Raw genomic sequence first — 26393 nt, 5'->3', positions numbered from 1 at the left:
AAGACCCTTTTTCCCATCCCCAACAAGGACTTCGACATGAAAACGATAATCGGTCTTCTGGCCGCTGCCTTCCTTGTGTCCGGCGCTCAGGCGCAGGAATACAATTCCCACCTGATCAAGTTCGCCGCCACCGGGCAGGCTGGCACCCCGCCGGTCCTTGGCATGCAGATCTTTGCCGACAAGCTGGCCGAGCGCAGCGGCGGCAAGCTGAAGACCAAGGTCTTTTCCAACGGCGTGCTGGGGGGCGACGTGCAGGTCCTGTCCTCGCTGCAGGGCGGCGTGGTCGAGATGATGGTCTGGAACGCCGGCAACATGATCGCGCAAGAGCAGGATTTTGGCATCCTCGATCTGCCCTTCATCTATCAGGATGTCGAGGTCATGGACAAACTGCTGGACGGCGAGGTCGGCAAGAAGCTGAACGACGAATTGCCCAAGCATGACGTGATCGGCCTTGCCTATTGGGAGCAGGGCTTCCGCCTGCTGACCAACAACAAGCACGAGATCAACAAGATCGAGGATATCTCGGGGCTGAAGGTCCGCGTCCAGCAGAACCAGCTGCTGGTGGACATGTGGGCGGCGCTGGGGGCGAACCCGACGCCCTTGGCCGTGACCGAGCTTTACACCGCGCTGGAAACCGGGGCCGTGGACGGGCAGGAAACCACCGCGCCGTTCATCCTCGGCTCGAAATACCACGAGGTCCAGAAATACGTCTCGGTCACGCGGCACAATTACAACCCGCAGATCGTGCTGATCGGCAAACCCTTCTGGGACAAGCTGAACCCTGACGAACAGAAGCTGATCGTCGATGTGGCGCGCGAAACCGCGATCGAGCAGCGCAAGATCTCGCGCGATGCGCAAGTCTCGGCGCTGCAGTCGATCCGCGACGCGGGCAATACCGTGACCGAGGTCGACCCGGCCGAGATGCAGCGGATGAAGGACGCGGTGCGCCCCGTCATCGCGAAATACGCTGAAACCTTCGATCCCGAACTGACCAAGACCGTTTTCGACGCGGTCGGATTCCAACTGAACTGACCCATAGCGGGGGCGGGTTTCGCCCCCTTTTCCCCTGACGGAACGACATCCATGAAAATCTCATTCGCCCAGTTCTCGCCGGTTCACGGCGACACCGCAGCCACCATCGCGCTTGTCGCGGACAAGGCGCGCGAGGCCGCCGCCTCGGGCAACCGCCTGATCGCATTCCCGGAATGCTTCCTGACCGGTGGGTCGTTTGACGACCGCGAAAGCCTTGTCGCCGCGGCGGTCGATATCGAGCGCGGCGATCTGGAGCCGATCCTTGCCGCGGCACGCGACACGGGCATTCATGTCGTCGTCGGCTTCTACCAGCGGCGCGGCGATCAGGCGCTGAACACCGCCGCGCTGATCGGGCCGCAAGGCATCATCGGGCTGCATCACAAGATGCACCTGCCGTTCATGATCGGGGACCGCTTCGTCGACATTCCGCAGGTCGACGGCCCCTCGGTCTATGACACCGAGATCGGCCGCATCGGCATCGCCATCTGCTATGAGATCCGCTTCCCCGAGGTCGCCCGCACCCTTGCGCTGGAGGGGGCCGAGCTGATCGTCCTGCCCGCCGCCTGGCCCGAGGCCGCGCGCATCCTGCCCGATCTTTTCAGCCGCGTCCGCGCCGCCGAGAATTTCGTCTATTTCATGTCCGCGAACCGCAATGACCTGGATGACGGCATGCAGTTCATGGGTGACAGCCACGTCATCGGCCCCGACGGGCGCGAGGTCATCAACGCGGGCATGGCCGATGGCATCTTCTCGGTCGATGTCGATCTGGAAGCGGCGCGGGTCAAGTCGATCATCCGCGATCCCGGCATCTACGAGGTCCACCCGTGGCGCGACCGCCGTCCGCAGGATTACGCCATCTGCACCAAGGCGGCGGTGGTATGAGCCTGCGCGAAAAGCTCGCTGGCCCGACCTTCGGGATGAACGTCTATTCCGGTGCGCCCGCGGTCGTCGAGATCGCGGGAAACTGGGGTCTGGATTTCGTCTTCATCGACGCCGAGCATACCGCGCTTGGCCTTGACCTGCCGATGGAGCGGATGATCCTTGCCGCAAGGCTGGCCGGTATCGCGCCGCTGGTCCGGGTTCCCGACAGCACCCCCACCGGATTGCGCAAGGCACTGGAACTGGGGGCCGAGGGCGTCATCATCCCTCAGGTCCATTCCGCCGCCCAGATGCGCGAGATCGTGGCCGCGACCAAGTTCCCGCCGCTTGGTCGGCGCGGGGGCGACAGCTCGGTCCGCTCGGCCAATTACGGCGGGCCGGGGTTTGACTGGGCCGACTATGCGGCGCGCGCGAACCGCGAGACACTGCTGGTGCCGATGGCCGAAAGCCCCGAGTTCTTTGACGAAATCGACGCCATCCTTGACGTGCCGGGCATCGATGCCGTGCATTTCGGGCCGGCCGACTATTCGCTGGCCTGCGGTATCCCGGTCGATTACGCGATGACCCATCCGCAGGTCCGCGCGGCCATGCGCGAGTTGATCGCCAAATGCCACGCGCGCGGGATCAAGGTCATGCTGCCCTGTTTCCCCTATGACGAGACGCAGGTCGCCGACCTGCTGGCCGAGGGCGGCGACATGCTGCTGGTCGGAAACGACATGGCCTTCCTGAATGCAGGCTGCCGTCGTGCCGCCGATCTGGCCAAGGGAGCGCGCGGATGATCCGTCATGCCCGCCCCCCGCTGCCGGTGCTGGACCCCGCGTTGCTGGAACAGATGCGCGGCATCCAGCCCGCGTCGCTGGGCCATTACCTGACCACCGGGATCATCTCGCCGCTGATCCGGCCACTGACATCGGGCAAACTGCTTGGCCGCGCCGTGACGGTCCGCCAGCCGCTGCCCGATGCCGTGCCGGTGCATCTTGTCCTTGACCAACTGGGGCCGGGCGACGTTCTGGTCATCGACCGCGCCGGCGATCACCATGTCGCCTGCGTGGGTGAGATGGTGGCCCGCGCCGCATTGGCCGCCGGGGCGGCAGGCATCGTCGTCGACGGCGTCGTCACCGATATCGAGGAGCTGCGCGAACTGGGCCTGCCCATCTATGCCCGCGGCCTGAACGTGGTCACGACCCGGGTCCTGAACATTCCGGGGGCCGAATTGTTCGGCAGCGTCGTGATCGGCGACGTGATCGTCAGGCAGGGCGATCTGCTGTTCGGGGACGCGAACGGCATCCTGCGCCTGGACCCGGCGGATGAAGGGTTGCCGGCGCTGGTCGCGCGGGCCGTGGCGGACGAGGCGCGCGAGGTCGACTGGCGACAGCGCCTTGCGACTGGGCAGTCGCTGGCCCAACTGAACGGCTCGGCTCGCTACGCCTAGCAACCGTGCCTTCGGGCCGTTTTGGGGGGCGCATGGCTGCGCCCCCGATTGCCGCATGTCCTGCTGCGGCTTTCCATTTGCATGGACACCGGATCCTGTGCCTGACTTGCCCGACTTGGCGCTTTGCCCAAAAGTGGTCCGGTAAGGAGCAGATCCGCCGATGCATCAAAGTTCAAGCCTGGGTCGCAGGTTGTTCCTGGCGTTCTTCGCGATCGCCGGGCTTCCGGCGCTGACGGGCCTTTGGGGCTGGGTTCTTCTGGCCGATGTCGCCCGCAATCAGGAGGCGCTGATCGGCAAGACCATTCCTGCCATCATCGATGTCAGGGGGTTTACCGAAGGAAGCAGCAAAGTCGCTGCCGCGGCCCCCGATTTCGCTGCCGTAACCAGCGAGGAAGACCGCAAGCAACGGGCCGCCTATCTTCTGGGGCAGGCCGATGCGCTTCACCAGCGGCTGGAGCGCAATCGCAACCACAACAACCTGCCGCCCTACGCCCTGTCGATGACGGTCATGGACATGCGGGACAGCATCGGCGTTCTGGACGTTCTTGTTCAACGCCGGATCAGGGCGCTGGATCGGCAGCGCAGCAGTTTCGCCGCCAGCATGAATGCGGCAGATGAGCTGTTGAAGATCGGTGAAAGGCTGGCTGCCGAAGGTGATTTCCGGGATCCGGCACATGCAGCCGCGTCGCTGGGTGCCTGGCATTCGGCCGGCCTGTCCGAACACGAGGCGGTGGCCGCATTCCGGGTGAATGCGGCAGATGTCAGCCTGATCCTTGCACGGATGGCGGGGGCCAGGACCACCGGGGAACTGGAGGGCTTTCGACAGGCGTTGAAAGGGCGCGTCGACGCAATGGCCGGATACGTCCGGACCATCGGCGACCCCGTGCAAGGTTTTCGTGCCACGCGGCTTTTGCAGGTCATCGGCGGGGATCAGGGCGCGGCTGGCGATCTTTACATGATGACCGCCCGGCTTCTGGGCCTGAATGCCCGGATCGCGGTCATGGAAAATGCGGTCCGGGCGGCGGCTGCCCAGATGGATGACGAGGCGGCGGCGCTGACCGATGAAATCCACGCAAGTGCGGCGGCCTCGGGCGAAAGGGCGGGCGAGACCATCGATTTCGCCCGCAGGCTTACCGTTCTGGGGGCAGGGTTCGCGTTGCTCGTCTCATTTGGGACACTTTGGTTCTATGTGCGCGGAAACATCCTGCGTCGTCTGGCGCATCTTTCGACCGCGATGGCACGGCTTGAGGCCGGGGATACCAGCGATCCGGTCCTTCCTGCCGGAAAGGACGAAATCGCCCGGATGGAGGCCGCGGTCGAGGTGTTCCGTTTGCAGGCGCATGAAAACAGGCGGCTGGAGGCCGAGCGCAGCCGCTATCTGGCTGAATTGCAGCAACACCGCAGCGAGCTTGAAAGACTGGTCGCGGTCCAGACCGAACAGCTTCGTGGCGAAGTCGCGGCCCATGCCGAGGCGCGCGACCGGGCCGAGGCCGCCGATCGGGCGAAATCGGAATTCGTCGCGATGATGAGCCATGATCTGCGCACGCCGATGAACGGCGTTCTGGGAATGCTGCGCAGTCTTGGACGGGATCATCTGACGGACCGGCAGCGGTCATATCTGCGCGCCGCCGAGGTGTCGGGGCAGGGGTTGATGGCAATCCTGAACGACATCCTTTACCTGCCCCTGATCGAATCCGGTCGCCTTTCCGAGAATGTCGAGACCTTTTCCATTCGGGATCTGGTGCAGGAAATCGGCTATCTTCTTTCGCCGGTCGCACAGGAAAAGGGGCTTTCCCTTGTGCTGGAACAGGCCCCGGATGCGCCGGTTGCGCTGCGTGGCGACGTGGCGAAGCTGCGCCAGATCATCTTCAACCTCGTCTCCAATGCGGTGAAGTTCACCTCGCACGGGCAGGTCACGGTGCGGATCGACGCAGGCGGTCCCATTGCCGGGCGGATCCCGCTTGTCATCGCCGTCAGCGACACGGGCAAGGGGATATCCGAACAGGCACGGGATCGGATCTTCGAGGTCTTCGAGCAGGAAAATGCGGCGACCGCCCGGCAATATGGTGGCACCGGGCTGGGCCTTGCGATCTGTCGCCGATTTGCCGAGGTGATGGGGGGGACGCTGAGCGTTGCCAGCACATTGGGCATAGGCTCGGTCTTCACGCTTCGCGTCAGCCTGTCAGAAGGACAGGCCGCCGATCTGCCAAAGCCGATGGTCGAGCCCGAGGACCACCAGCGCCCGCTGATGATCCTGGTGGTCGAGGATCACGCCATCAATCGCATGGTGGTCGAAAGCTATCTTGAGGACGCCGGCCATGGCTGGGAAATCGCAGAGTCGGGCGCGGCGGCGCTGGCCGCTATTGAAAGGCGGCGTTTTGACGCGATCCTGATGGACGTGAACCTGCCGGGGTTGTCAGGCACCGAAACCACAAGACGCATCCGGGCATTGCCTGGCGCGCATGACAATCAGGTGCCGGTGATCGGCATCTCGGCCCATATCCATCCCGATCAGGTCGCGGAAAACCTTGCGGCCGGGATGAATGCCGTCCTGGCCAAGCCGCTGAACCCGCGACTGCTGCACGCGGCGCTGCGCGAGGTGGCGGCGTCAACGGACGGGCGGGATGACATTCTGGCAAATCTGGTGAGCGACCTTGGCGCCAGTCAGGCCGCGGCCATCGGAAACCTGTTCCTGGGCAGCATGACGACAGAGGTTGCGGAGATCGAGGATGCAGCGCGTGCCGCAGAATGGGCGCGCCTGTCCAGGGCCGCGCATCAGCTGAAAGGGGCGGCCGGCAGCCTTGACCTCGATACGTTCGCGACGCTTCTGGATGCGCTGGAGACGAACGCGCGCCGGGGCGTGGAAGCCGACATAAGCCGGGATCTGCGACGCCTGCGCGAACTTGTGCCCCAGGTCCGCAGGCGGCTGGAAGCTGCGCTGGCCCGGCTTCAGTCCCATCCGGCTATTCAAGTTGAGCGGTGAAGATATAGCCCTCGCCATGCGCGGTCGAAAGAATCCGGGGCACCTTCGGATCATCGCGCAGCTTGATGCGCAGTCGCCTGACCAGCACGTCGATGGTGCGCGTATTGTCCGAGCCCTGCCGGTGCGTGATCACATGGCTTAGCCGGTCACGATCCATGACCACGCCGGGATTGGACACGAAGACCCTGAGCAGTTCGAACTCGCCCCGCGTCAACGCGATGTTCTCGCCCGTCTTGCCCATCAGGCTGCGCTGCGAGACATCGAAAACGAAACCGCCAAACTGGAAGACGCGGCGGTTGAGATGCTTGATCGCGGCCGTCCGGCGCAGCAGGTTCTTGACCCGTGCAAGAAGCTCGCGGCGGTTGAAGGGCTTGCAGACATAGTCATCCGCGCCAAGCTCCAGCCCGACGATGCGATCGACATCATCGGTTCGCCCGCTCAGCAGAATGATCCCGATTTCAGATCGCGCGCGCTGCTCGCGGGTGATTTCCAGCCCGTCCTTGCCCGCAAGGTTGATGTCGACGATCAGCAGATCCGCGCCCTCGATTGCCAGCAGCTTTTCCGCCTGCGCCGCGGTGTCGCATTCCGAGACCCGATAGCCGAACGAGGTAAGATAGGTTGCCAGGGTCAGCCGGGTAACCGGTTCATCCTCGATCAGGATGATATGGGCGGACGCAAGGCTCAAGGCGGCGAACTCCGTTTGTGTCATCGACCCGCGCGCATGGCGGCCAGCCGGAAACTTTCTTCCCTGTTAACAAATTTTCATAACTTTGCCCAATCCGTTCATCGCTTTGGCCTTACTCATTCACAAGCCTGTCATACGATTGGCAAACAGAAATGCATCCGACCGTTCCTGCAGCAACTCTGCCACGCATAAGTTCAACGGGAGTTTTCAATGAAAAACAATAAACTGCCTTTCGTCAGTGCAATCGCGCTGGCGGTCCTTGCAACCCAGGCAGCGGCCGAAGACTCTTCGGACCCGATCGTGATCCCCACCCACAACTGGTCCAGCCAGATCGTGATGAGCCACGTCGTCGGCCAGATTCTCGAGTCGCTTGGCAACTCGGTCGAATATGTGTCGACAGACAGCCAGGCAGTCTATGAGGCGATCCGGCTGGGCGACGCCACGCTGGAGGTCGAGGTCTGGGAAGGGGCCTTTGGCGCTTCGTTCGACGCGGCTGCGGCCAAGGGCGGAATCCATGCCGTCGGGGCACATGATGCCGTCACCCGTGAGGATTGGTGGTATCCGACCTGGACCAAGGAGGCTTGTCCCGGCCTGCCCGACTGGAAGGCGCTGAACGATTGCGCCGCCATCTTTGCAACCCCGGAAACCGGCGAGAAGGGGCGCTTCCTGGGCGGTCCGGTCGACTGGCTCAAGCATGACGCGGAAAAGGTCGACGCGCTCGACATGAATTTCGTCGTGGTGAACGCAGGCTCGGCGGCCGCCCTTTGGGCCGAGCTTGCGGCTGCCGAAAAGGAAAAGAAGCCCATCGTTCTTTTCAACTGGACCCCGAACTTCGTCGAAGCGGTCTGGAAGGGCGAGTTTGTCGAATTCCCCGAATGGGTCGAGGGATGCAACACCGATCCCAAGGTCGGGCCGGTTCCCGACAAGGTCTATGACTGCGGCAACCCGGCCAATGGCTATCTGAAAATCGCAGCCTGGGATGGGATGAAGGAAAAATGGCCCCGCGCCTATGAGGTTCTGGGCAAGGTCAGCATCAGCAATCCGCTTATCTCGGAAATGGCAAAGCTTGTGGATGTCGACGGAATGGAGCCCGAGGACGCCGCGACCGCCTGGCGCGAGGCCCATGCCGATGTCTGGAAACCCTGGCTGGAATAGGCCGCGCATGCCCCGCTCTGGCCCGTCATCGCCGGACCAGAGCAGCGCAATGAACCTTGCCGATCAGGAGGATGCCATGACTGCACCGATCCCCGCGATTTCGTGCCGCAATGTCTGGAAGATATTCGGCAATCAGCCAGAGCGATATCTGGAGAACCTGAAGAAGGGCGGGACCGATGCCGGTCCCCAGCATGTCGTGGCTGTCCGCGATGTGACGCTGGATGTCCGGCAGGGCGAAATGCTGGTCGTCATGGGGCTTTCCGGCTCGGGCAAATCGACGCTGGTTCGCTGCCTGTCGCGCCTGATCGAGATCACTTCGGGAACCGTCGCCATCGAAGGCAAGGATATCGGCGCTATGACCGAGCCCGAGCTGATCGACCTTCGGCGGCGCAAGATGGGCATGGTGTTCCAAAGCTTCGGGCTTTTGCCGCAGCGGACCATTCTGGACAATGTCGCGTTCCCATTGGAAATGCGGGGGCAGGAGCGGGGCGCCCGGTATGAGCGCGCCCGCGAGATGCTGCGCCTGGTCGGGCTGAAGGGGCGCGAGGGCTATTACCCGCGCGAGCTTTCCGGTGGCCAGCAGCAGCGGGTCGGGATTGCCCGTTCGCTGGCGATCGAGCCCGATATCTGGTTTCTCGACGAGCCGTTTTCCGCGCTTGACCCGCTGATCCGCCGCGAAATGCAGGACGAGTTCCTGCGCCTCAAGGGGCTTTTGAACAAGACGATCGTCTTCATCACCCATGATTTCGATGAAGCACTGCGACTTGCCGACAGGATCGCGATCATGAAGGACGGCGCAATCGAGCAATGTGATACGCCGGACCGGATCGTCCTTGAACCGGCCACCGATTACGTGGCCAGATTCACCGCCGAAATCGACCGCGCGCGCGTCGTTCGCGCCTCGGGTCTTGCCCGCATCGCGGATGGCGTGGCGGTCGAGGGCCCCGCCTTTCCAGCTGATCTGACCATCCGCGAACTTGGCCGGCGGATCGTTTCGGATAACCGCATCGACTTTCCCGTCACCGATAACACCGGAAAGCTGATCGGCGTGATGAACCGGCAATCCGCGCTTGACCTGCTGCTGGGAGAGACCTTGTGACCGACATGGCAAGCCAGCAAACACGGCCCGGGGCGCCGGTCTTTCCGCGGCAGACGGTCGCCATGCTGCTGGCATTGGCTGTCGTCCTTGCGCTTGGCAAGCAATTCCTGCCGGCCGGTCTGGTGCGCCTGCCGGATTGGGCGATCCTGCCATTCGCCGCATGGTTCAACGCGGCTTTCGCCTTCATTCGCGACGATCTGGGACTGATCCACGTCACCCGCGCTTTTGCCGACGCGGTGCAGTGGTTGCTGGATGTGACTGCGAACCTTCTTTACGGCAAGGCGCGCTGGCCGCGCCTTGGCCCGATCCCGTGGAGCGTCATCGCCGTGACCGCAGGCTTTGCCGGTCATGCCCTGGGCGGGCTGCGTCTTGCGGCCCTTTGCGCGGGCACATTCGTCTGGATTGCCCTGATGGGGCAGTGGCAATGGGCGATGGAAACGATGTCGGTCATCGTCGTGGTTGCGCCGATGTCGGTTCTTCTGGGTCTCGTGACCGGTATCATCGCCTGGCGCTGGCCGAAGTTCGAGCGCGTGCTGAACCCGCTTCTCAACATCGCGCAGTCCCTGCCGCATTTCGTCTACATGATCCCGGTTGTCGTCTTCATCGGCGTCGGTCCCAAGGCGGGCGCGATCGTGACGGTCATCTTTTCGGTGCCGCCGATGATCCGCATGACCGTGCTGGGATTGCGGCAAGTCCCCGAAGAGGTCATCGAGGGCGGCAAGATGAGCGGGGCGAACAACTGGCAATTGCTTGGCCGGGTGCGCTTGCCCACCGCGCGACCAGAGATCCTGCTTGGCGTAAACCAGGTCATCATGCAGTCGCTGGCGATGGTGGTTCTGGCAAGCTTCATAGGAATGCCGGGGCTGGGGCAGAAACTGCTTCAACTGCTGCAGGCGCTTCGCATCGGCCTGTCGATCGAAATCGGGATCACCATCGTGCTTCTGGCTGTCATGCTTGATCGATTGTCAAAGGCCTGGGCGATGCGCCAGCCCGTCCATCATCCGACCGATGCCTCCTGGTCCGCGCGACATCGCCTGCTGCTGCTGTGGCTGGCCGCGATCGCGGGGGCATGGGTGCTTTCGCTGATCGTTCCCTATCTTCACGTCGTGCCGCGCGGTGACGCGCTCAGCATCGCCGGTCCGCTTGACGCGCTGATGAACGGGCTTGTCGCGATGATCGCTCCGGTCACGCAATTCCTTCGCTGGTTTCTCATCACCTGGGTGCTGATCCCGCTGCGCGACTTCGTGCTGTGGCTGCCCTGGACCGTCGTGCTGGCGGGGCTCGCGGCAATCGGCGCGATGATCGGCGGCTTGCGCGCGGCGCTGGTCTGCGTGGCGTGCCTTGCCCTGATCGCGCTGACCGGCTGGTGGGACCGCGCGATGATCACCGCCTATACGGTGGGGTTCTCGGTCACACTCGCCTGCCTGATCGGCCTGCCACTGGGCATCTGGGCTGCGGGCAACGAGCATCGGGCAAAATCGGTCCTGCTTGTCTGCGACTCGCTTCAGACCTTCCCGAGCTTCATCTACCTGATCCCGGTCATCATGCTGTTCGGGGTAAGCGACGTCGCGGTAATAACCGCAGTGTCGATCGTCGCTGCCGTTCCCCTTGTCCGCTATACGATCGAGGGGCTGCGGCAGGTCCCTTCCGAACTGATCGAGGCCGCAAAGATGAACGGGGCCAACCGTCAGCAGATGCTGCGACATGTGCGCCTGCCATGGGCGCTTCCGACGCTGCTTGTCGGCCTGAACCAGTCCGTCATGTTTGCCCTGTTCATGGTCATCATTGCGGCGTTCATTGGCACGCAGGATCTTGGGCAGGAAATGCAGCGTGCCCTTTCCAGCGCGGATGTCGGCAAGGGTATCGTCCTTGGCGGCATTGTTGCCGCGATGGGGCTGTTGGTGGATTACCTGATCCGCACCTGGTCGGAAAGCAGGGGAAGCCGCGTCTGAAGCGCATCAGGTTTCACCCGCAAGGGACTGATCTGACGCAGGGATTGCCGGGCACGCGCCGGCAATCCCCGGGCCGGCCCTATTGCGGGTTGCGCAATATCTTTATGCGGTCGAACGCCACCACGACCACAATGAAGCAGCCGATGAACGCGCCCTGCCAGAAGGTGGAAATGCCCAGCAGGATCAGCGAGTTGCGGATCACCTCGATCAGCAGCGCACCGATGATCGCACCCGAAACCGACCCCTCGCCACCGCTGAGGTTGGCGCCGCCGATCACGGCCGCGGCAATCACCGTCAGCTCCATCGACGTGCCGAGGTTGGTGGTGACGCTTCCCAACCAGCCCACCATCAGTATTCCCGAGATTCCGGCCGTAAAGGCCGAGAACATATAGACGGAAACCTTCATCAGCCGCACCGGGATGCCGGTCAGGATGGCGGCCTGTTCGTTTCCACCGATTGCGAAGACATATTGCCCCCAGCGGGTCCAGCGATAGGCGATGGCGATCACGACCGCGATTGCCGCCAGCACGATCACCGGGTTCGGAATCCCCGCGACCCGGCCGCCGCCCAGTCCCAGAAGCAGCGCGTGGTCGGGGCCGAATTCATAGATCATCCGGTTGTTCGACAGCACCAGCCCCATCGAGCGGGCAAAGGACATCATCCCCAATGTCACCACAAAGGCCGGAATGCCGACATAGGCAATCAGCAGGCCGTTGATGAGACCGACCAGCAGCGCGGCGCCAATGGCCAGCAGCGCCGACACCCAGAAGGACAGGCCCGACGACATGGCCACCCCGATGACGACGGCCGAAAGCACGACCGACGACCCGACCGACAGGTCGATCCCGCCGGATGAAATCACCGTCGTCATGCCCACCGCCATGATCGCGACGAAAGCAAAGTTGCGGGTCACGTTGAAAAGGTTACGCGGGGTCGCAAACGTGTCGGTCGCCAGCGACAGGATCAGGCAGGCCAGAACGGCCGCAACGAAGACCCAGAACACCTGCAATCCCATCAGCCGGGCAAGCAGGCTGCGATGCTGGCGCTGCTCGATCGCCTGTTCCAGCGACGGCGTCATGCGATGGCCTCCATCCGGGTGTCCAGCGCCCCGGTGATCAGGGCCGTGATCTCCTCGGGGCTGGTGTCCTTGGTCCACAGGTCCGCCACCTTCTTGCCCCGCCGTAGCACGGCAATGCGGTCGCAGACGGCAAAGACGTCGGGCATCCGGTGGCTGATCAGCATCACCGCGATGCCGCGGTCCCGCAACCGGCGGATCAGATCCAGCACCTCGGCAACCTGCCGGACCGAGATCGCGGCTGTCGGCTCGTCCATCAGGACGACCTTGGGCTCGGCCAGCAGCGTCCGCGCGATCGCGACGGCCTGGCGCTGCCCGCCCGACATGCGCCGCACCAGATCGCGGGGGCGGGTTTCCGATTTCAACTGGGCGAACAATTGGGCCGAGCGGCGAAACATCGCGGGATAGTCGATGATCCTTACAGGGCCGACATGGCGCATCAATTCCCGCCCCAGAAAAACGTTCGAGGCGGCGGTCAGATTATTGCAGAGCGCCAGATCCTGATAGACCACTTCTATTCCCGCGCGCTGCGCATCGCGCGGATGGTGGAATGCGCAGGGGATTCCATCCATCTCGATATTGCCATGGGTGGGCCCGAAATTCCCGGCAATGATCTTGACCAAAGTGGATTTGCCCGCGCCGTTATCCCCCATCAGGCCCAGTACCTGACCCTCTTCAAGGTCAAGCGAGACGCCCCCCAGCGCCTGTATCGCACCGAAGTGCTTGGCGATGTCTGTCAGTCGCAACCTTGCCAACCGTGCCTCCCGCGTGGCGGTGCATATTCCCCAAGTCAAACATAGTTGACTCAATATCGGCGGCAAATATTATCTTTGCATGGCACCCGGGTGAGCGAAGAAATTAGCCGGCGACATTCTGAAAAGGCCGAAAAACCCGATCATCGGGTGTCGGCAGATATAGCTAAATAATTAAACGCCGCGCTCCGACGGTGGCATGAAAGACCCCGGCTTCAGCAGAAGCCGGAGGAAAATGTTATCTGGGAGGGTAAAATGAATAAATTCGGACTATGGGTCGGTGTGGCGACGCTTGCGCTTTCGGCGACGGCCGGGCTTGCGCAGGACAAGAAGACATTGGCCATCGTGGTCAAGGGCCTCGACAATCCGTTCTTCGAGCAGATCAACCTCGGCTGCCAGAAGTGGATGTCCGAGAATGCGGATTCGGAATATGCCTGCCTTTATACCGGCCCCGCCTCTTCGGCGGACGAGGCGGGAGAGGTCCAGATCGTCGACGATCTGCTGACCAAGGGGGTGGCCGCCATCGCGATCTCGCCCTCGAACGCCCCGGCCATGGCCACGCGGCTGCGCGAACTGGCCCCCAGCGTTCCCGTCATGACCATCGATGCCGATCTGCTTGAGGCCGATCATTCCCTGCGCAAGACCTATCTGGGCACCGACAACTACCTGATGGGCGTCAAGATGGCCGAGGAAGCGGCGAAGCTGAAGCCCGAAGGCGGCAGCGTCTGCCTGCAACTCGGCAACGTCGGCGCGGCCAATATCAACGCGCGTGCGCAGGGCTTCCGCGACACCGCCAGCGGCGAGAAGGGCATCGAGCGCCTGACCGGCCAGAAGGGCTGGACCGAGATCGATGGCTGCCCGGTCTATACCAATGACCAGGCCGATCTGGCCAACCAGCAAATGGCGGATACCTTTACCGCGAACCCGGACCTTGACGCCTTCATCCTGATCGGCGGTTGGGCGCAGTTCGCGCCGCAAGCCTATGCGCAGGTGACGGATCAGGTGATGGACAAGCTGAAGTCCAAGGAACTGATCATCATCGCCGGGGACACCCTGCCGCCCCAGACGCAGGCCTTCCGCGACGGGCGCAGCCACGCGCAGGTCGGCCAGCGCCCGTTCGAAATGGGCTACAAGGCACCGGATGTGATGATCCAGTTGATCAAGGGCGAAACCGTGGAAGACCCGCTTTTCACCGGTCTTGACGTCTGCAACGGCGAAGACGCCGGGTTCTGCGCCAAGAACTGAAACTGCTGCAATGCGCGGCGGGTGGGGCTTTGACCTGCCCGACGCCATTTCTCCGGCCGCGATGCGCCAAAGCGGTGGGCGAAGCGGATCCCCGCCGCCAAGCCCTCTTGTATCCTTATCCCGGTCGCGCCCTGCTGTATTTTGGCACGACGGTGATATAGGGATACCGAAACAATTCAGGTCGGATAATGCGAACATATTTTGCCGCTTTTCTCGCTATCACGATTGTCGCCGGTTGCGCGGTCAGTCCGGGCACCGTGGTCAAGGGTGCCGGGCCCGACGAGCTTTTGAAGCTTCGGGAAGGGCCCGGACTTGAATACAAGATCATCGTCGGTCTTCCCGATGGCACGCGGCTGAAGCGCCACGACTGCGTCACCAAAGCCGGAAAACTGTGGTGCAGGGTCTCTCTGGCTGCCAAGCCGGGTGTCTCGGGCTACGTGTCGGCGGACTACCTGTCGGATCGGTGAGATCTGGTGCAGGGCTATGGCGCGCGCTGATCACCCGCGCGCAACAGGCCTTGGCAGACTGTAGTCGGGCCCTGCGTGCCCGGTTCGCCTTGCGCCGGCAAGGGGACCGGGCGCGTCGACATTCGACAGAATAGTCGGACACTTGCGCTTGACGAGGCCGCCGGAAAGTGAAAAGCCGACTTAAACAGTCAGTTGTTCGGCGCCGGTCATGATCTTCGCACATATCCTTAAAACCGCATCCGCCCTTGTCCTTGTGTCGGCCATTGTCTCGGGCAGTGCCGCGCTGGCAGAGGAAAGCGGATACCCGATCACGATCAAGCATGCCTTGGGCACCACCGTCATCAAGGCCAAGCCCCAGCGCGTCGCGACCGTCGCCTGGGCCAATCACGAGGTGCCGCTGGCCCTTGGCGTGGTCCCGGTGGGCTTTGCGGCGGCGACCTTTGGCGACAGCGATGGCGACGGGCTGCTGCCCTGGGTGGCCCAGCGGCTGCAGGAGCTTGGGGCCGAAACGCCCGTCCTGTTCGACGAAGGCGACGGCATCGATTTCGAGGCCGTGGCCGCGACCGAACCAGATGTGATCCTGGCCGCCTATTCCGGTCTCAGCCAGTCGGATTACGACACGCTCAGCATGATCGCCCCGGTCGTCGCCTATCCGGATTCGCCCTGGTCCACCGACTGGCGCGAGATGATCCGCCACAACAGCGCGGGCCTGGGCATGCAGGCCGAGGGCGACGCGCTGATCGGCAGCATCGAGACGAAGATCGACACCGCCGTCGCGAGCCATCCCGAGCTGCGGGACAAGAAGGCGATGTTCATCACCCATCTCGATCCGACCGACCTGAGCCTTGTGCGCTTTTACACCGCCAATGACACGCGGGTGAAATTCTTCGAAGATCTCGGCCTGCATTCGCCCAAAAGCGTGGTCGCGGCGACGAAGCCGGGCCAGTTCGCGGGCGAGGTTAGCGCCGAGCAGATCGATGTCTTCGATGATGTCGATATCTTCGTGACCTATGGCGGGCAGGAACTGCTGGGCCCGCTGAAGGCCGACCCGTTGGCGTCCAAGATGCGGGCGATTGCGAATGACGCCGTGGTCATGCTGGGCTCGAACCCGGTCGGGACCGCCGCGAACCCGACGCCGCTTTCGATCTCCTGGGTGCTGGACGACTATGTCGCCCTGCTCGCCGAGGCCGCGCGCAAGGCGGAATGACCATGCTGGCAGGGAATCCCCCGATGCGGTCCGGCGCGGGCCGCATGCTTGCGTTTCGCGCGACGGCGCTTGCGCTGCTGGTCGCGGTGGTGGCGGGGCTGGGCTTTCTGTCGATCGCAGTCGGCACGCGCGCTGTCGGCTGGCAGGACATCCTTGCCGCGCTGCAGGGCCGGACTGAAACGATTGCCCAGGCGGCCGTCGCGGCGCGCGTTCCGCGCACGATCCTTGCCGCGCTGGCAGGCGCAGCGCTTGGCCTTTCCGGCGCGATCATGCAGGGCGTCACCCGCAACCCGCTTGCGGATCCGGGCATTCTGGGCGTCAACAAGGGCGCCTCGCTTGCGGTGGTGATCGGCATTGCGTGGTTCGGAATGACCAACGCGCAGATGTTCGTCTGGGTCGCGATCCTTGGCGCCGCATTGACGGCGGTTTTCGTCTATGCCATCGGCTCGCTGGGAAAAGGCGGGGCCACGCCGCTGAAGCTCGCCTTGGCGGGGGCCGCGACCTCGATCGCGTTTTCCAGCTTCACCATCGCCGTCGTCCTGCCCCGGAACGACATTGCGGGCGGGGTGCGGTCCTGGCAGGTCGGAGGGGTCGGCGGCGCGACCTTCGCCAGCATCGAGCAGGTGCTGCCTTTCCTTGTCGCAGGGTTCGCGATCAGTTTCCTTTCGGCGCGCAGGCTGAACTCTCTTGCCCTGGGCGACGACCTTGCGGCTGGATTGGGCGAGAATGTGGCACTGGCGCGGGGGATGTCGGCGCTTGGCGCGATCCTGCTTTGCGGGGCGGCGACCGCAGCCTGTGGTCCGATCGGCTTCGTCGGGCTGGTCGTCCCGCATCTGTGCCGCTTGCTGATCGGCGTCGATCATCGCTGGCTGCTGCCCTTTTCGGCCCTGACCGGCGCCGGCCTGCTGCTGCTTGCCGATGTGACCGGCCGCGTCATCGCCCGGCCAAGCGAGCTTGCGGTCGGCATCGTCACCGCCTTTGTCGGGGCGCCGTTCTTCATCTGGATCGTCCGTCGGCAGCGGGTGCGCGAGCTATGATCGCCGCATCCCAACCCACACTCGCCCGCGCCGTATCCGACGCACGCCATCACCGCGCACGCCGCTGGCGGGGCGTGGTGGCGGGACTTGTCCTGCTGCTGCTGGCGGTCTTCGCGCTGACGCTGATGCTGGGCCAGTCCTTCACGCCGCCGGGGCAGGTGCTGCGCGTCCTGATGGGCGAGAACGTCCAGGGCGCCAGCTTCACGGTCGGCCACCTGCGCCTGCCACGCGCGGTCCTGTCGGTGCTGACCGGGATGTGCTTCGGTCTTGGCGGGGTCGCCTTCCAGGTCATGCTGCGCAATCCGCTTGCCAGCCCGGACATCATCGGCATCAGCTATGGCGCCAGCGCCGCGGCGGTCTTTGCCATCGTGATGCTGGGGCTGGACGGTTCATCGGTCGCGGTCTTTGCGGTTGTCGCGGGACTTGTGGTCTCGCTGCTGGTCTATGGCCTTTCCTTCAAGAATGGCGTGGCGGGGACAAGGCTGATCCTCGTCGGGATCGGGGTCGCGGCGATGATCGAAAGCTTCATCGCCTATATCCTGTCGCAGGCCGCGTCGTGGGATCTGCAAGAGGCCTTGCGCTGGCTGACCGGCAGCGTCAACGGCGCGCAGCTTGGCCAGGCCTGGCCGGTGCTTGGCGCGCTGGTCGTCTTTGGCGGCTTGCTGCTGGCCCGTGGCCGCGACCTTGAGGCGCTGCGCATGGGCGACGACACCGCCGCCGCGCTTGGGGTCAAGGTCGGGGTGACGCGGATCGTCGTCATCATCTGCGCGGTGGGCATGATCTCGGTCTCCACCGCGATCTCGGGGCCGATCGCCTTCGTTGCCTTCCTTTCGGGGCCGATCGCCTCGCGGCTGATCGGGCCGAACGGCTCGATCCTGATCCCGTCGGCGCTGGTCGGGGCCGCGCTGGTACTGGGCGGGGATTATATCGGCCAGTTCCTGCTGCCACATCGCTATCCGGTCGGCATCGTCACCGGCGCCCTTGGCGCGCCCTACCTGCTTTATCTGATCGTGCGGGTGAACCGCGCCGGAGGTTCCCTATGACCGCTTCGAAAAGCCTCGTGGCCGAGAACCTGACCGCAGGCTATGGCGACAGCACCATCCTGCACGATCTGGATCTGGTCGTGCCCTCTGGCCGGATCACCGCCATCGTCGGCGCGAATGGCTGCGGCAAATCGACCCTGCTGCGGACCATGTCGCGGCTGATCACGCCCAGCCAGGGCCAGGTCCTGCTGGATGGAAAATCCGTCCACCGCTATCCCACGCGCGAACTTGCGCGCAGTCTGGGCCTGCTGCCGCAGGCGCCGATCGCGCCCGAGGGGATCACCGTCGCGGATCTGGTCGGGCGCGGGCGTCATCCACATCACGGTCTTCTGTCGCGCTGGAGCAAGCGCGACGACGAGGCGGTTGCGACCGCGCTGGAGGTCACCCGGATCGCCGATCTTGCCGACCGCGCCGTTGACGAGCTTTCCGGCGGCCAGCGTCAGCGGGTCTGGATCGCGATGGCGCTGGCGCAGGAAACCGAGCTGCTGCTGCTGGACGAGCCGACGACCTTCCTCGACGTCAGCCATCAGGTCGAGGTGCTGGACCTGCTGACCGACCTGAACCAGACAAGGGGCATCACCATCGTCATGGTGCTGCACGACCTTAATCTGGCGGCGCGCTATGCCGACAGCCTTGTCGCCATGGCCAAGGGCAGATTGCACGCCTTCGGTCCGCCGGAAGAGGTCTTGACGGTGGAAAATGTCTTGCAGGTCTTTGGCTTGCGCAGCCGCGTCATTCCCGACCCGATCTCGGGCAAGCCGCTGATTCTGCCGATCGGCCGTCACCGGCTGGCCCAGTGACACCGACAACATGGCTCGAAACTGTTGCAATCTAGCAACAGAGAACGCCAAGAAGGCAAGCCCAGCCAAAGACCATCCCGCCGGCCTTGCAACGGTCGGGGCCTGGGGCTAACGCTCCTGTGACAAATCCTACTAATTCACTCTGAAAAGGATCCTCAGGATGCCTGATAATCAGTTCAGCGGTCTCGCGCGCGTTTCACGGGGGTGCCTGACCACCGTCCTTTTGGGTTGCACGGCGATCGTCGCGGCACCTGCCTTCGCACAGCAAGCGGCGGATGCGACCGAGACGACAGCGTACCGGCTGTCGCCTGTCATCATCAACGCGCAGGGCTCGGCGGATGACGACGCGAACTCGATCGTCGCGCGCGAACTTTGGGTCGGCGGCAAGGTTGCGACCAGCATTCTTGATACGCCCGCCTCGGTATCCGTCATCACCCAGAAAGAGATACAGGACCGCGACGCCGAAACGCTTGAGGAGGTGCTGGCCTATACCCCCGGCGTCGTCACCGACTTTTACGGTTCGGACGACCGCAACGACTATTTCCTGATCCGCGGCTATCAGGCGACGACCTATCGCGACGGCCTGACTCTCGGCTCGATGCGCGGCGTGCGCGAGGAGCCTTTCGCCTATGAGCGGGTCGAGGTCATTCGCGGCGCGAACTCCACCCTGTTCGGGACGTCGGATCCGGGCGGCTCGGTCAACTTCGTGACCAAGACCCCGAAATTCGAGCAGTTCGCCGATACCTACCTGTCCTATGGCTCGTTCAACCATGCCGAGATCGGCGTGGATATGGGCAATACCCTGAACGCGGACGAGACGCTTGCCTATCGCTTCACCGCCAAGGTGCAGGACAGCGAACTGGAATATGACCACTCGAAGGACAACGAGACCTTCCTGATGGGCGGGCTGACCTGGAAGCCGAGTGACGCAACAACGCTCAGCGTCGTGCTGGACTATCTGAAGCGGGACGGCACGCCGAACAGCGGCGGCTATCCGCTGGACCGCGAATACGACCGCAGCGACTTCTTCGGCGAGCCCGATTTCAACTACCACGATGTCGAGCGCACCAGCATCACCGGCATGCTGTCGCATGATTTCGGCAACGGCCTGAGCCTGCAGGCGAACCTGCGCTACAGCGACCTGACCGACAATTACGGCTATGTCTATCTCTACGACTATGCCGGTCGTGTCGGGACCGAGATCTCGCGCTTTGCGCTCAGTTCGGACAGCGATGCCCAGGAGCTGATCGGCAACGCGATCCTGAAATACGACGCGAGCTTTGACAATATCGACAGCAGCACGCTGGCGGGCGTCGAATTCCGCGATGCCTCGACCTCCAGCACGTCCTATTACGGCGCCGCGGCACCGATCGACATTGCGGACCCGGTTTTCAGCGGCCCGCCGACCGGCCTTGTCGCCTATCAGCAAACCGACACGGATTACTCGACCCAATCGGTCTTCCTGCAGGAGAACCTGTCATTCGATGACCGCTTCATCGCGACCGTCGGCGTACGCCACGACTGGATGGACGTCGACGCGACCGACTCGCTTGCCGGCACCGACGACAGCGATGATTTCTCGGAAACCTCGTGGCGCGGTGCGCTGACTTATAAGGTCACGCCCGAAATCTCGACCTATGTCAGCTATGTCGAATCCGTCGCGCCGCCCGTGATCGGTGTCGAGCCCGAACGCGGCGAACAATACGAAGTCGGCGTGAAATACGAGCCGACGGCGATCAACGCGCTGTTCTCGGCCTCGGTCTATGACCTGACCAAGAAGGACGTGACCATCGCGGTCGTGCAGGATGACGGCACCATCACCCGCGAAGTCATCGGCGAGACCCGCGTGCGCGGCTTCGATCTGGAAGGCAAGGCCGAGATTGACGAGAACATCAGCGTCCTCGCCTCATATTCCTACCTCGATACTGAAGTGGTGCGCGGTGACTCGCGCGGGACGGATATCTCGGGCAACGAGTTCGCCTCGGTCCCGAACCACATCGCCTCGATCTGGGTCAACTATACCGTTCCGGGCAACGAAGCCCGTGGCGACATGACCTTCGGCCTTGGCGCGCGCTACCTTGGTTCGTATTACTTCAACGCGACCAATGACAGCGGCAAGAGCAAGGCGATGACCACGCTGGACGCCGCCTTCACCTATCGGGTGCAGGACAATACCGAGATCGCGATCAACGTGAGCAACCTGCTGGACGAGCAATATGTCGTCGGCAGCGGCACGGCGGATTACTATAACCCCGGCCGTGCGATCCAGGCCACGCTGCGCCACAGCTTCTAAGGGTTCACGAAAAGCCGTCGCCATCGGGATTGAACCGATGGCGGCGGCGACCTGAATTGCAACCCCATCCGCCCGCAGGCTTCGCCGATTACCGCCTGATCATGCTGGGAGGCCTCGGCCCGCCATCACCCAGGCAGGATCGGCATGGAGTGATGTTCATGCGTCACCTTCCATGTCCCATCGACCCGCCGCAACCCAAGGGTTAGCCGGCACTGCGCGTCCCCGCCCCCGATGATGAGCAGCCCGAACGCATAGGCGACATCCTCGCCAGCGACAATCTGGATGTCACGAAAGCTGAAGCAATCCGGCCCGGGCGGGTTGTGGTCGAAAAACAGCTTCCAGCTTGCTTCATAGGCCGCGATCCCGATCGATTGGATCGGCTTTGGCACGTCGTACATGACGATGTCGTCCGTCCGATCCTTCAGCACGCGCTGGATGTCCCCCTTGCAGACCGCATCCGTCCAGTCGGCGATCAATGCGTGAATTTCCCGCTCTTTCTGCGCCATTGTCATTTGGTCACTCCTTTGCTTCGACTGGCGGCCTGCGAAGGGCTGCGCCGCAGGTTGGTCCATGCGAACAGGATTGCCGTGCCAAGCAAGATGCAGAACCCCATGACCGAGGCCAGGACAAGGCCGCGCTCGAAAGCCAGCCGGGCAGAGGCAAGCAAGGCCGCGCCGCTGGACCCCGGCAGGGCGGCGGCGAGTTCGACGGCCGCACCCAAAGTGGCTTTCGCTGCCATGCCCCGGTCGGCGTCAATCCCTTCGGGGATGGCAACCCCCGCTTGGTAGACGGCCACGCCGACGCTGCCCAACACCGCGACGCCGAAAGCTCCGCCAAGCTCGGCCCCCGTCTCGGAAATCGCCGAGGCCGCGCCCGCCTTGTCGGCAGGTGCCGTTGTCAGGATGAGATCGGTGCCGAGGGTGATAATGGTCGCCACGCCAAGGCCCAGAACGCACATGCCGGAAATGACCGCGAAGAGTCCCAGACCGGGGGCAAGCGCCGCCAGCAAGGCAAATCCGGCCGCCACGATCAGCAAAGCGACGGTGACGACGGTTTTTACCGCGAGATGCCGGGCGACGGCAGGCGCTGCAAGGCACCCGGCGATACAGGCAATTGCCGGAGGGATGGACCATAAGCCCGCGATCATCGGTGTCAGCCCGATGACGAGTTGCAGATATTGCGCAACCAGCAGCGAGGCCCCGACCCAGGCGAAAAGCGCCATCATGTTTGCGCCCAGTGCCGCGGCGAAGGCCCCTTTCCTGAAAAGACCGGGATCGACCAGCGGATGCACCAGTTGTCCCTGACGATGGAGGAAGGTCCAGCCGGCAAGGCCCCCGGTCAGCAAGGCTGCCAGGGCCGTGGCCGTCGCGCCAACCTCGGCGAGGTGCTTGACGCCATAGGCGATGGCAAGCACGGCCAGCATCGACAGGAGGACGCTTGCCCCGTCGACCGGGTGGTCCTTGGACCCGCGGATGTCGGGCAGGAAAACCGGGCCCAGCACCAGCAAGATCGCCATGACCGGAACCCCAACCAGAAAGACCGAGCCCCACCAGAAATGCTGAAGCAGCAACCCGCCCACAAGAGGGCCGATCACGCCGCCCAGCGTAAAGCAGGTGGTCCAGATCCCGATGGCGATGCTGCGCTGGCGCGGCACAAGGAACAGGCCGCGGATTATAGCCAGGGTCGAGGGCAGAAGCATGGCCCCGGCGACGCCCAAAATCGCCCGCGCGCCGATCAGCATCGCCGCGTTGCCGGAGAAACCCGCCAGAACCGATGCCAGCCCGAAAAGGACCGATCCGCCCAGCAGCAACCGGCGCTTGCCGATGCGGTTGCCAAGCGCCCCCATGGGAATAAGTGCCCCAGCCATCAGGAAGCCATAGATATCCGCCATCCACAGCAACTCCTGCCCGCTCGGGCGAAGCGCCGCGCTGAGCGAGGGTGTGGCGAGATGAAGGATCGTCATGTCCATCGACACCAGCAGGGTCGGAAGGGCAAGGACGGCAAGCCCGAGCCACTGTTCGCGGCCCGCTGAAGCGTGGTGCGGCACTGGCATGTCGGTCTCCGCTCAATATCGGCAACTGCCGGGGCGCCGCCGCTTGATAATTGGATCGATCACTATAATAATTCGATGACCCGCCCGGTCAATCTTTTTCTAGCGAGGACTATATAATTGTCGCGAGGACGCCCGAGACTGTTCGACGAGAACGAGGCGCTGGAAACCGCGCTGCACCTGTTCTGGCGACATGGCTATGAAGGGACGTCGATTTCCATGCTTGCCAAGGCGATGGGGATGACCGTGCCCAGCCTCTACAACGCCTTCGGAAACAAGCAGAGCCTCTTCATGAAGGCGGTCGGTTGCTATGATCTTTACGGCGAGAAACTTTATGACGCGGCATTCGCGAAGACTTCGGCCCGCGAGGTGGCGCTGGCAATCCTGATGGGTGAGGTCGATCTTGTGTCTGGTGCGGATACCCCGGAAGGCTGTCTGATGGTGCAGGGCGCGCTTGCCACCGGACCGGAATCCGAACCCCTGCGGCAGGAAATGGCAAGGCAGAGGCGGCGGGCCCAGGTCGATGTCGCCACACGGTTCGAGGAATTCCAGCAGGCCGGCCAGTTGCCGCCGGGCTGGACCGCATCGTCGCTGGCAGCCTATGTGATGACCGTTGCGACCGGGATCGCCGTTCAGGCCAAAGGCGGCGCGTCACGACAGGAACTGATCCAGATCGTCGACATGGCGATAGGGATGTGGCCCAAGGGGCAAGGTTAGCTGCAGGCGGCTGCGCCTTTGCCCACCGTCACCTGAACCGCAATTCGCGCGTTCGCAGGCTCGATGGGCCCGGCACTTGGGCGACGGTCGCGCACCCGACGCGAACGTCATGGCGATGCGGGCTTCGACGCATGTCAAGGGTTGCTTGTAACCCTCGACATCGATCTGGCAGGCGCCGAAGTGATCCCAAGCAGTTCAGCCGCCTGTCAGGTTTGTCCTATCTGCCAGAGAAGCCTGATCCTGCAACCAGATGCCGTTCATTCTTCATGTGACGTTTCACCAGCGTTTCCGCGCGTCCTGGTTCGGCAATACGGCGCGCCGGTTGGGTGGGATATCCCGGCACGGCGAGTTGGGGAAACAGCGCCAGGATCTCTCTTCTGGCCTCGGCCCCAACCGATCTGAGCGCGACCGGTCCCGTCAGCAATGTTTCGGTCGGGGTTCCGTTGGCGATCACGATCTCATGCCTGTCCATGAGGATGTGGAAGTATTCCACCTCTCCGATCGCTTCTTGCGTCACCCCTGGAAGGGAGGCGAGCTTCTTAGCAGGCACCAGAACCTCCTCGGAACCGAACATTCGCCGTGCGATGCCCGAGGAAAGCAATACGCGGTGTTGTGGCGAGACAACGAGGTCGGCCGCCGGCAGGCCGGAACCCAAGGCGCCGGCAGCAATGCGCATCGGAATCAGATTCGGCATCCGCGCCAAAGCCGCACCGACAACCCGTTTGGACCCGATCCATCGAATTGCCTGGGGGCCGTGATCCAGGGTCGTGATCAGGTCGCCCACGGACAGATCCTCAACCCGCCTTGGTCCGGCCGGGGTTTCGATCCACGTCCCGCGCGTGAAGCAGACGACTGCCAGATCATCGATCACGAAGCCGCCATTGTCTTGCGGTGCGACGACCTTGTTTTCCCCCGCGGTGAAGTCCCCATCGCTGGAAAGGTAAAGATTTCCGCTCAATTCGCCGACCTGTAGCCCATCGGAGTCATAAATGTGGAACCCGCCGTTGAAGCTGCTGACGTTGCCGCTGACCTGATTGTTGGTGCTGAGCGTACCCTGGTTCGGGTTCTGGGGAAGGACCGTGTAGACCAGTGATCCATCGCCATAGACGTCAATCTCGAAGCCGGCCAAGGGCGTTCCATTGGGCACATAGGCGTCAGGCTCTCCGTCGCCGTCCAGATCCTCGGTATCGACGATGTGCTCATCCGAGATGGTGATAACGACGGTCGCCTGGCTGCTGTCGAGCCCCTGACTCGTCAGAAAGTCATGGATCGGCAGGTTGTCCGGCGAGACGACCGTGTTTCCATCTTCTTGTTGGATGGTGCCGTTTGCAATGGAATCGGGAGAGACGCTGAAAGTTGCCATTTCAGACCCTTTGCTGAGGAGGAGGAAAGGAAAGTCGCGCTTCGGACGGAAGCATGGCATGACAAGAGGTCAATACAACCCTAAATAGACCGCGCTTCCCAATGATCTGACGGCGATCCACGTCGGAGATGTTGAAACCGGCAGCGGCCATTCAGGGACGCATTCAGATAGCCAGAGATAACTGGCCCATTCGATTGATCTTGCCGGGTCACGCCTGCATCCCGAAGAAGGCAAGGTCCAACCCCGAGATTCCACTGCTACAGCATGTCGGAAATGCGTTGCGCGGCCGTCTGGGCGGCATCCAGCAACGCTGCCTCATAATCCTGCGACACGTCGGCAAAGAACGGAATGCTCAGGGCCGCGACCACCAGCCCTTGCCGGTTTCGGATCGGTGCCGCGTAGGCGCGCACCGAAAGGTCGAACTCGCCGGGATCTTTCGACCAGCCCTGCTGGCGGACCTTTTCAAGCTCTGACAACAGTTCACCCGGATCGCTCAGCGTGCGTTCCGTATAGGTCGGCAGCTTGCTGCCAAGAACGCGTTCCATCTCTTCCCTGGACAGATGGGCAAGCAAGACCTTGCTGCCGGCACCCGCGTGGATCGGCAGGTGTTCCCCCAATTGTGCCTGCAGGGCGCGGGCCTTGCGGCCCAGGCTTACGGCCACGACCACGATCTGCCCGCGATCGCAGACCGAGACTTTCACCGTCTCGCCAAGCGTCCGGCTGACCTCGTCGATGACGGGTTGGGCGGCCGCCGCGACCCTTGTTCCCAAGGCGCCGACGGTCACGGAATCGGCGAGGCTCAGCAGCCTGCTTCCCAGCACAAAATGCGAATTGTCGAGTTGGCGCAGCATGTCATGCGCCAGCAGCGAGTTCAGGATCCGATAGGCGGTCGAGCGCGTGACGCCCGCCGCCTCGGCGACACGTCCAAGCGGCAAGCCATTGGGCTGGCGTTCTATTTCCGTCAGGATCGCCATCATTTTTTCGATGGCCGGATTGCGGTTTGCAGACAGTTCACTCTCGTCGGACATGGCTTGACAGCTCGCGGTTCACGATTTTATAAGTTTACAATGTGAACTTCAAAGTGTCAAATATGAAACTTAGAAGATTGCGAGGCGAGGGAGGATGCG

The 26393-nt window shown here is 63.3% G+C and carries 23 protein-coding genes; 16 read left to right on the top strand and 7 right to left on the bottom strand.

The window, feature by feature from the left end; all coding sequences use genetic code 11:
* The first annotated feature begins 36 nt into the window (after window positions 1-36).
* The 5 genes from RM190_RS10390 (at window position 37) to RM190_RS10370 (ending at window position 6326) form a co-directional block, all read left to right on the top strand.
* Window positions 37-1032 carry a DctP family TRAP transporter solute-binding subunit gene (locus tag RM190_RS10390; protein WP_311759364.1) on the top strand — a complete coding sequence of 332 codons (996 nt, stop codon included), beginning with the start codon at window positions 37-39 and terminating at the stop codon, window positions 1030-1032.
* Between the two features lie 51 nt (window positions 1033-1083).
* On the top strand, window positions 1084-1914 hold the full coding sequence (locus RM190_RS10385) for a carbon-nitrogen hydrolase family protein (protein ID WP_311759363.1): 831 nt from the start codon (window positions 1084-1086) through the stop codon (window positions 1912-1914).
* Complete coding sequence (locus RM190_RS10380; RefSeq protein ID WP_311759362.1) at window positions 1911-2690, top strand: HpcH/HpaI aldolase family protein; 780 nt, start codon at window positions 1911-1913, stop codon at window positions 2688-2690. The genes RM190_RS10385 and RM190_RS10380 overlap by 4 nt, the downstream gene beginning before the upstream one ends.
* Window positions 2687-3343, top strand: a complete 657-nt coding sequence (locus tag RM190_RS10375; RefSeq protein ID WP_311759361.1) for an RraA family protein — start codon at window positions 2687-2689, stop codon at window positions 3341-3343. Before RM190_RS10380 ends, RM190_RS10375 begins: the two co-directional genes overlap by 4 nt.
* Before the next feature lie 160 nt (window positions 3344-3503).
* Window positions 3504-6326 carry an ATP-binding protein gene (locus RM190_RS10370; protein WP_311759360.1) on the top strand — a complete coding sequence of 941 codons (2823 nt, stop codon included), beginning with the start codon at window positions 3504-3506 and terminating at the stop codon, window positions 6324-6326.
* On the opposite strand, the gene RM190_RS10365 is transcribed toward RM190_RS10370, so the two are convergent.
* Window positions 6307-7011, bottom strand: a complete 705-nt coding sequence (locus RM190_RS10365; protein ID WP_311759359.1) for a response regulator — start codon at window positions 7009-7011, stop codon at window positions 6307-6309. The genes RM190_RS10370 and RM190_RS10365 overlap by 20 nt on opposite strands.
* 210 nt (window positions 7012-7221) lie before the next feature.
* On the opposite strand from RM190_RS10365, the gene RM190_RS10360 reads away from it, so the two are divergent.
* From RM190_RS10360 to RM190_RS10350, 3 genes are all read left to right on the top strand, one after another.
* Window positions 7222-8166: an ABC transporter substrate-binding protein gene (locus RM190_RS10360; RefSeq protein ID WP_311759358.1), complete on the top strand. Its 945-nt coding sequence runs from the start codon at window positions 7222-7224 to the stop codon at window positions 8164-8166.
* Window positions 8167-8242: 76 nt separating this feature from the next.
* On the top strand, window positions 8243-9265 hold the full coding sequence (locus RM190_RS10355; protein ID WP_311759357.1) for a quaternary amine ABC transporter ATP-binding protein: 1023 nt from the start codon (window positions 8243-8245) through the stop codon (window positions 9263-9265).
* 5 nt (window positions 9266-9270) lie between these two features.
* Window positions 9271-11217 carry an ABC transporter permease gene (locus RM190_RS10350; RefSeq protein ID WP_311759356.1) on the top strand — a complete coding sequence of 649 codons (1947 nt, stop codon included), beginning with the start codon at window positions 9271-9273 and terminating at the stop codon, window positions 11215-11217.
* A gap of 79 nt (window positions 11218-11296) precedes the next feature.
* Here RM190_RS10350 and RM190_RS10345 read toward each other — a convergent pair whose 3' ends face one another.
* Both RM190_RS10345 and RM190_RS10340 read right to left on the bottom strand, forming a co-directional pair.
* Entirely contained in the window at window positions 11297-12295 is a 999-nt protein-coding gene (locus RM190_RS10345) for an ABC transporter permease (RefSeq protein WP_311759355.1), read from the bottom strand.
* Window positions 12292-13047 (bottom strand): ATP-binding cassette domain-containing protein, encoded by a 756-nt coding sequence (locus tag RM190_RS10340; protein ID WP_311759354.1) that lies wholly within the window; start codon window positions 13045-13047, stop codon window positions 12292-12294. Before RM190_RS10340 ends, RM190_RS10345 begins: the two co-directional genes overlap by 4 nt.
* Before the next feature lie 252 nt (window positions 13048-13299).
* On the opposite strand from RM190_RS10340, the gene RM190_RS10335 reads away from it, so the two are divergent.
* The 7 genes from RM190_RS10335 (at window position 13300) to RM190_RS10305 (ending at window position 21136) form a co-directional block, all read left to right on the top strand.
* On the top strand, window positions 13300-14289 hold the full coding sequence (locus tag RM190_RS10335) for a sugar-binding protein (RefSeq protein WP_311759353.1): 990 nt from the start codon (window positions 13300-13302) through the stop codon (window positions 14287-14289).
* Between the two features lie 188 nt (window positions 14290-14477).
* Window positions 14478-14756 (top strand): SH3 domain-containing protein, encoded by a 279-nt coding sequence (locus tag RM190_RS10330; RefSeq protein WP_311759352.1) that lies wholly within the window; start codon window positions 14478-14480, stop codon window positions 14754-14756.
* Window positions 14757-14964: 208 nt separating this feature from the next.
* Window positions 14965-15963, top strand: coding sequence for an iron-siderophore ABC transporter substrate-binding protein (locus tag RM190_RS10325; protein ID WP_311759351.1), 999 nt, complete (start codon window positions 14965-14967; stop codon window positions 15961-15963).
* Complete coding sequence (locus RM190_RS10320) at window positions 15960-17000, top strand: FecCD family ABC transporter permease (RefSeq protein ID WP_390908246.1); 1041 nt, start codon at window positions 15960-15962, stop codon at window positions 16998-17000. Before RM190_RS10325 ends, RM190_RS10320 begins: the two co-directional genes overlap by 4 nt.
* Window positions 16997-18043, top strand: coding sequence for a FecCD family ABC transporter permease (locus RM190_RS10315; protein WP_311759350.1), 1047 nt, complete (start codon window positions 16997-16999; stop codon window positions 18041-18043). Before RM190_RS10320 ends, RM190_RS10315 begins: the two co-directional genes overlap by 4 nt.
* Window positions 18040-18843: an ABC transporter ATP-binding protein gene (locus tag RM190_RS10310; RefSeq protein ID WP_311759349.1), complete on the top strand. Its 804-nt coding sequence runs from the start codon at window positions 18040-18042 to the stop codon at window positions 18841-18843. The genes RM190_RS10315 and RM190_RS10310 overlap by 4 nt, the downstream gene beginning before the upstream one ends.
* Before the next feature lie 160 nt (window positions 18844-19003).
* A complete protein-coding gene (locus tag RM190_RS10305; RefSeq protein WP_311759348.1) occupies window positions 19004-21136 on the top strand; it encodes a TonB-dependent siderophore receptor in 2133 nt (710 codons plus the stop codon).
* Between the two features lie 125 nt (window positions 21137-21261).
* On the opposite strand, the gene RM190_RS10300 is transcribed toward RM190_RS10305, so the two are convergent.
* Together RM190_RS10300 and RM190_RS10295 are read right to left on the bottom strand one after the other, a co-directional pair.
* The gene (locus RM190_RS10300) at window positions 21262-21648 is read right to left on the bottom strand and encodes a YybH family protein (RefSeq protein ID WP_311759347.1); all 387 of its coding nucleotides are present in this window, start codon (window positions 21646-21648) and stop codon (window positions 21262-21264) included.
* A complete protein-coding gene (locus RM190_RS10295) occupies window positions 21645-23189 on the bottom strand; it encodes an MFS transporter (RefSeq protein ID WP_311759346.1) in 1545 nt (514 codons plus the stop codon). The genes RM190_RS10300 and RM190_RS10295 overlap by 4 nt, the downstream gene beginning before the upstream one ends.
* Window positions 23190-23306: 117 nt before the next feature.
* Here RM190_RS10295 and RM190_RS10290 point away from each other — a divergent pair, with 117 nt between their 5' ends.
* Entirely contained in the window at window positions 23307-23903 is a 597-nt protein-coding gene (locus RM190_RS10290) for a TetR/AcrR family transcriptional regulator (protein WP_311759345.1), read from the top strand.
* Window positions 23904-24120: 217 nt separating this feature from the next.
* On the opposite strand, the gene RM190_RS10285 is transcribed toward RM190_RS10290, so the two are convergent.
* Window positions 24121-25266: a Hint domain-containing protein gene (locus RM190_RS10285; RefSeq protein WP_311759344.1), complete on the bottom strand. Its 1146-nt coding sequence runs from the start codon at window positions 25264-25266 to the stop codon at window positions 24121-24123.
* A 257-nt stretch (window positions 25267-25523) separates the two neighbouring features.
* Window positions 25524-26294 carry an IclR family transcriptional regulator gene (locus RM190_RS10280; RefSeq protein ID WP_311759343.1) on the bottom strand — a complete coding sequence of 257 codons (771 nt, stop codon included), beginning with the start codon at window positions 26292-26294 and terminating at the stop codon, window positions 25524-25526.
* Window positions 26295-26393 lie beyond the last annotated feature (99 nt).

Origin of the sequence: Paracoccus broussonetiae (assembly GCF_031854425.1) — a bacterium.
In the GTDB taxonomy this organism is placed as follows: domain Bacteria; phylum Pseudomonadota; class Alphaproteobacteria; order Rhodobacterales; family Rhodobacteraceae; genus Paracoccus; species Paracoccus broussonetiae.
Note: the sequence above shows the minus strand (reverse complement) of the source record. Positions and strands in the feature narration are given on the sequence as shown.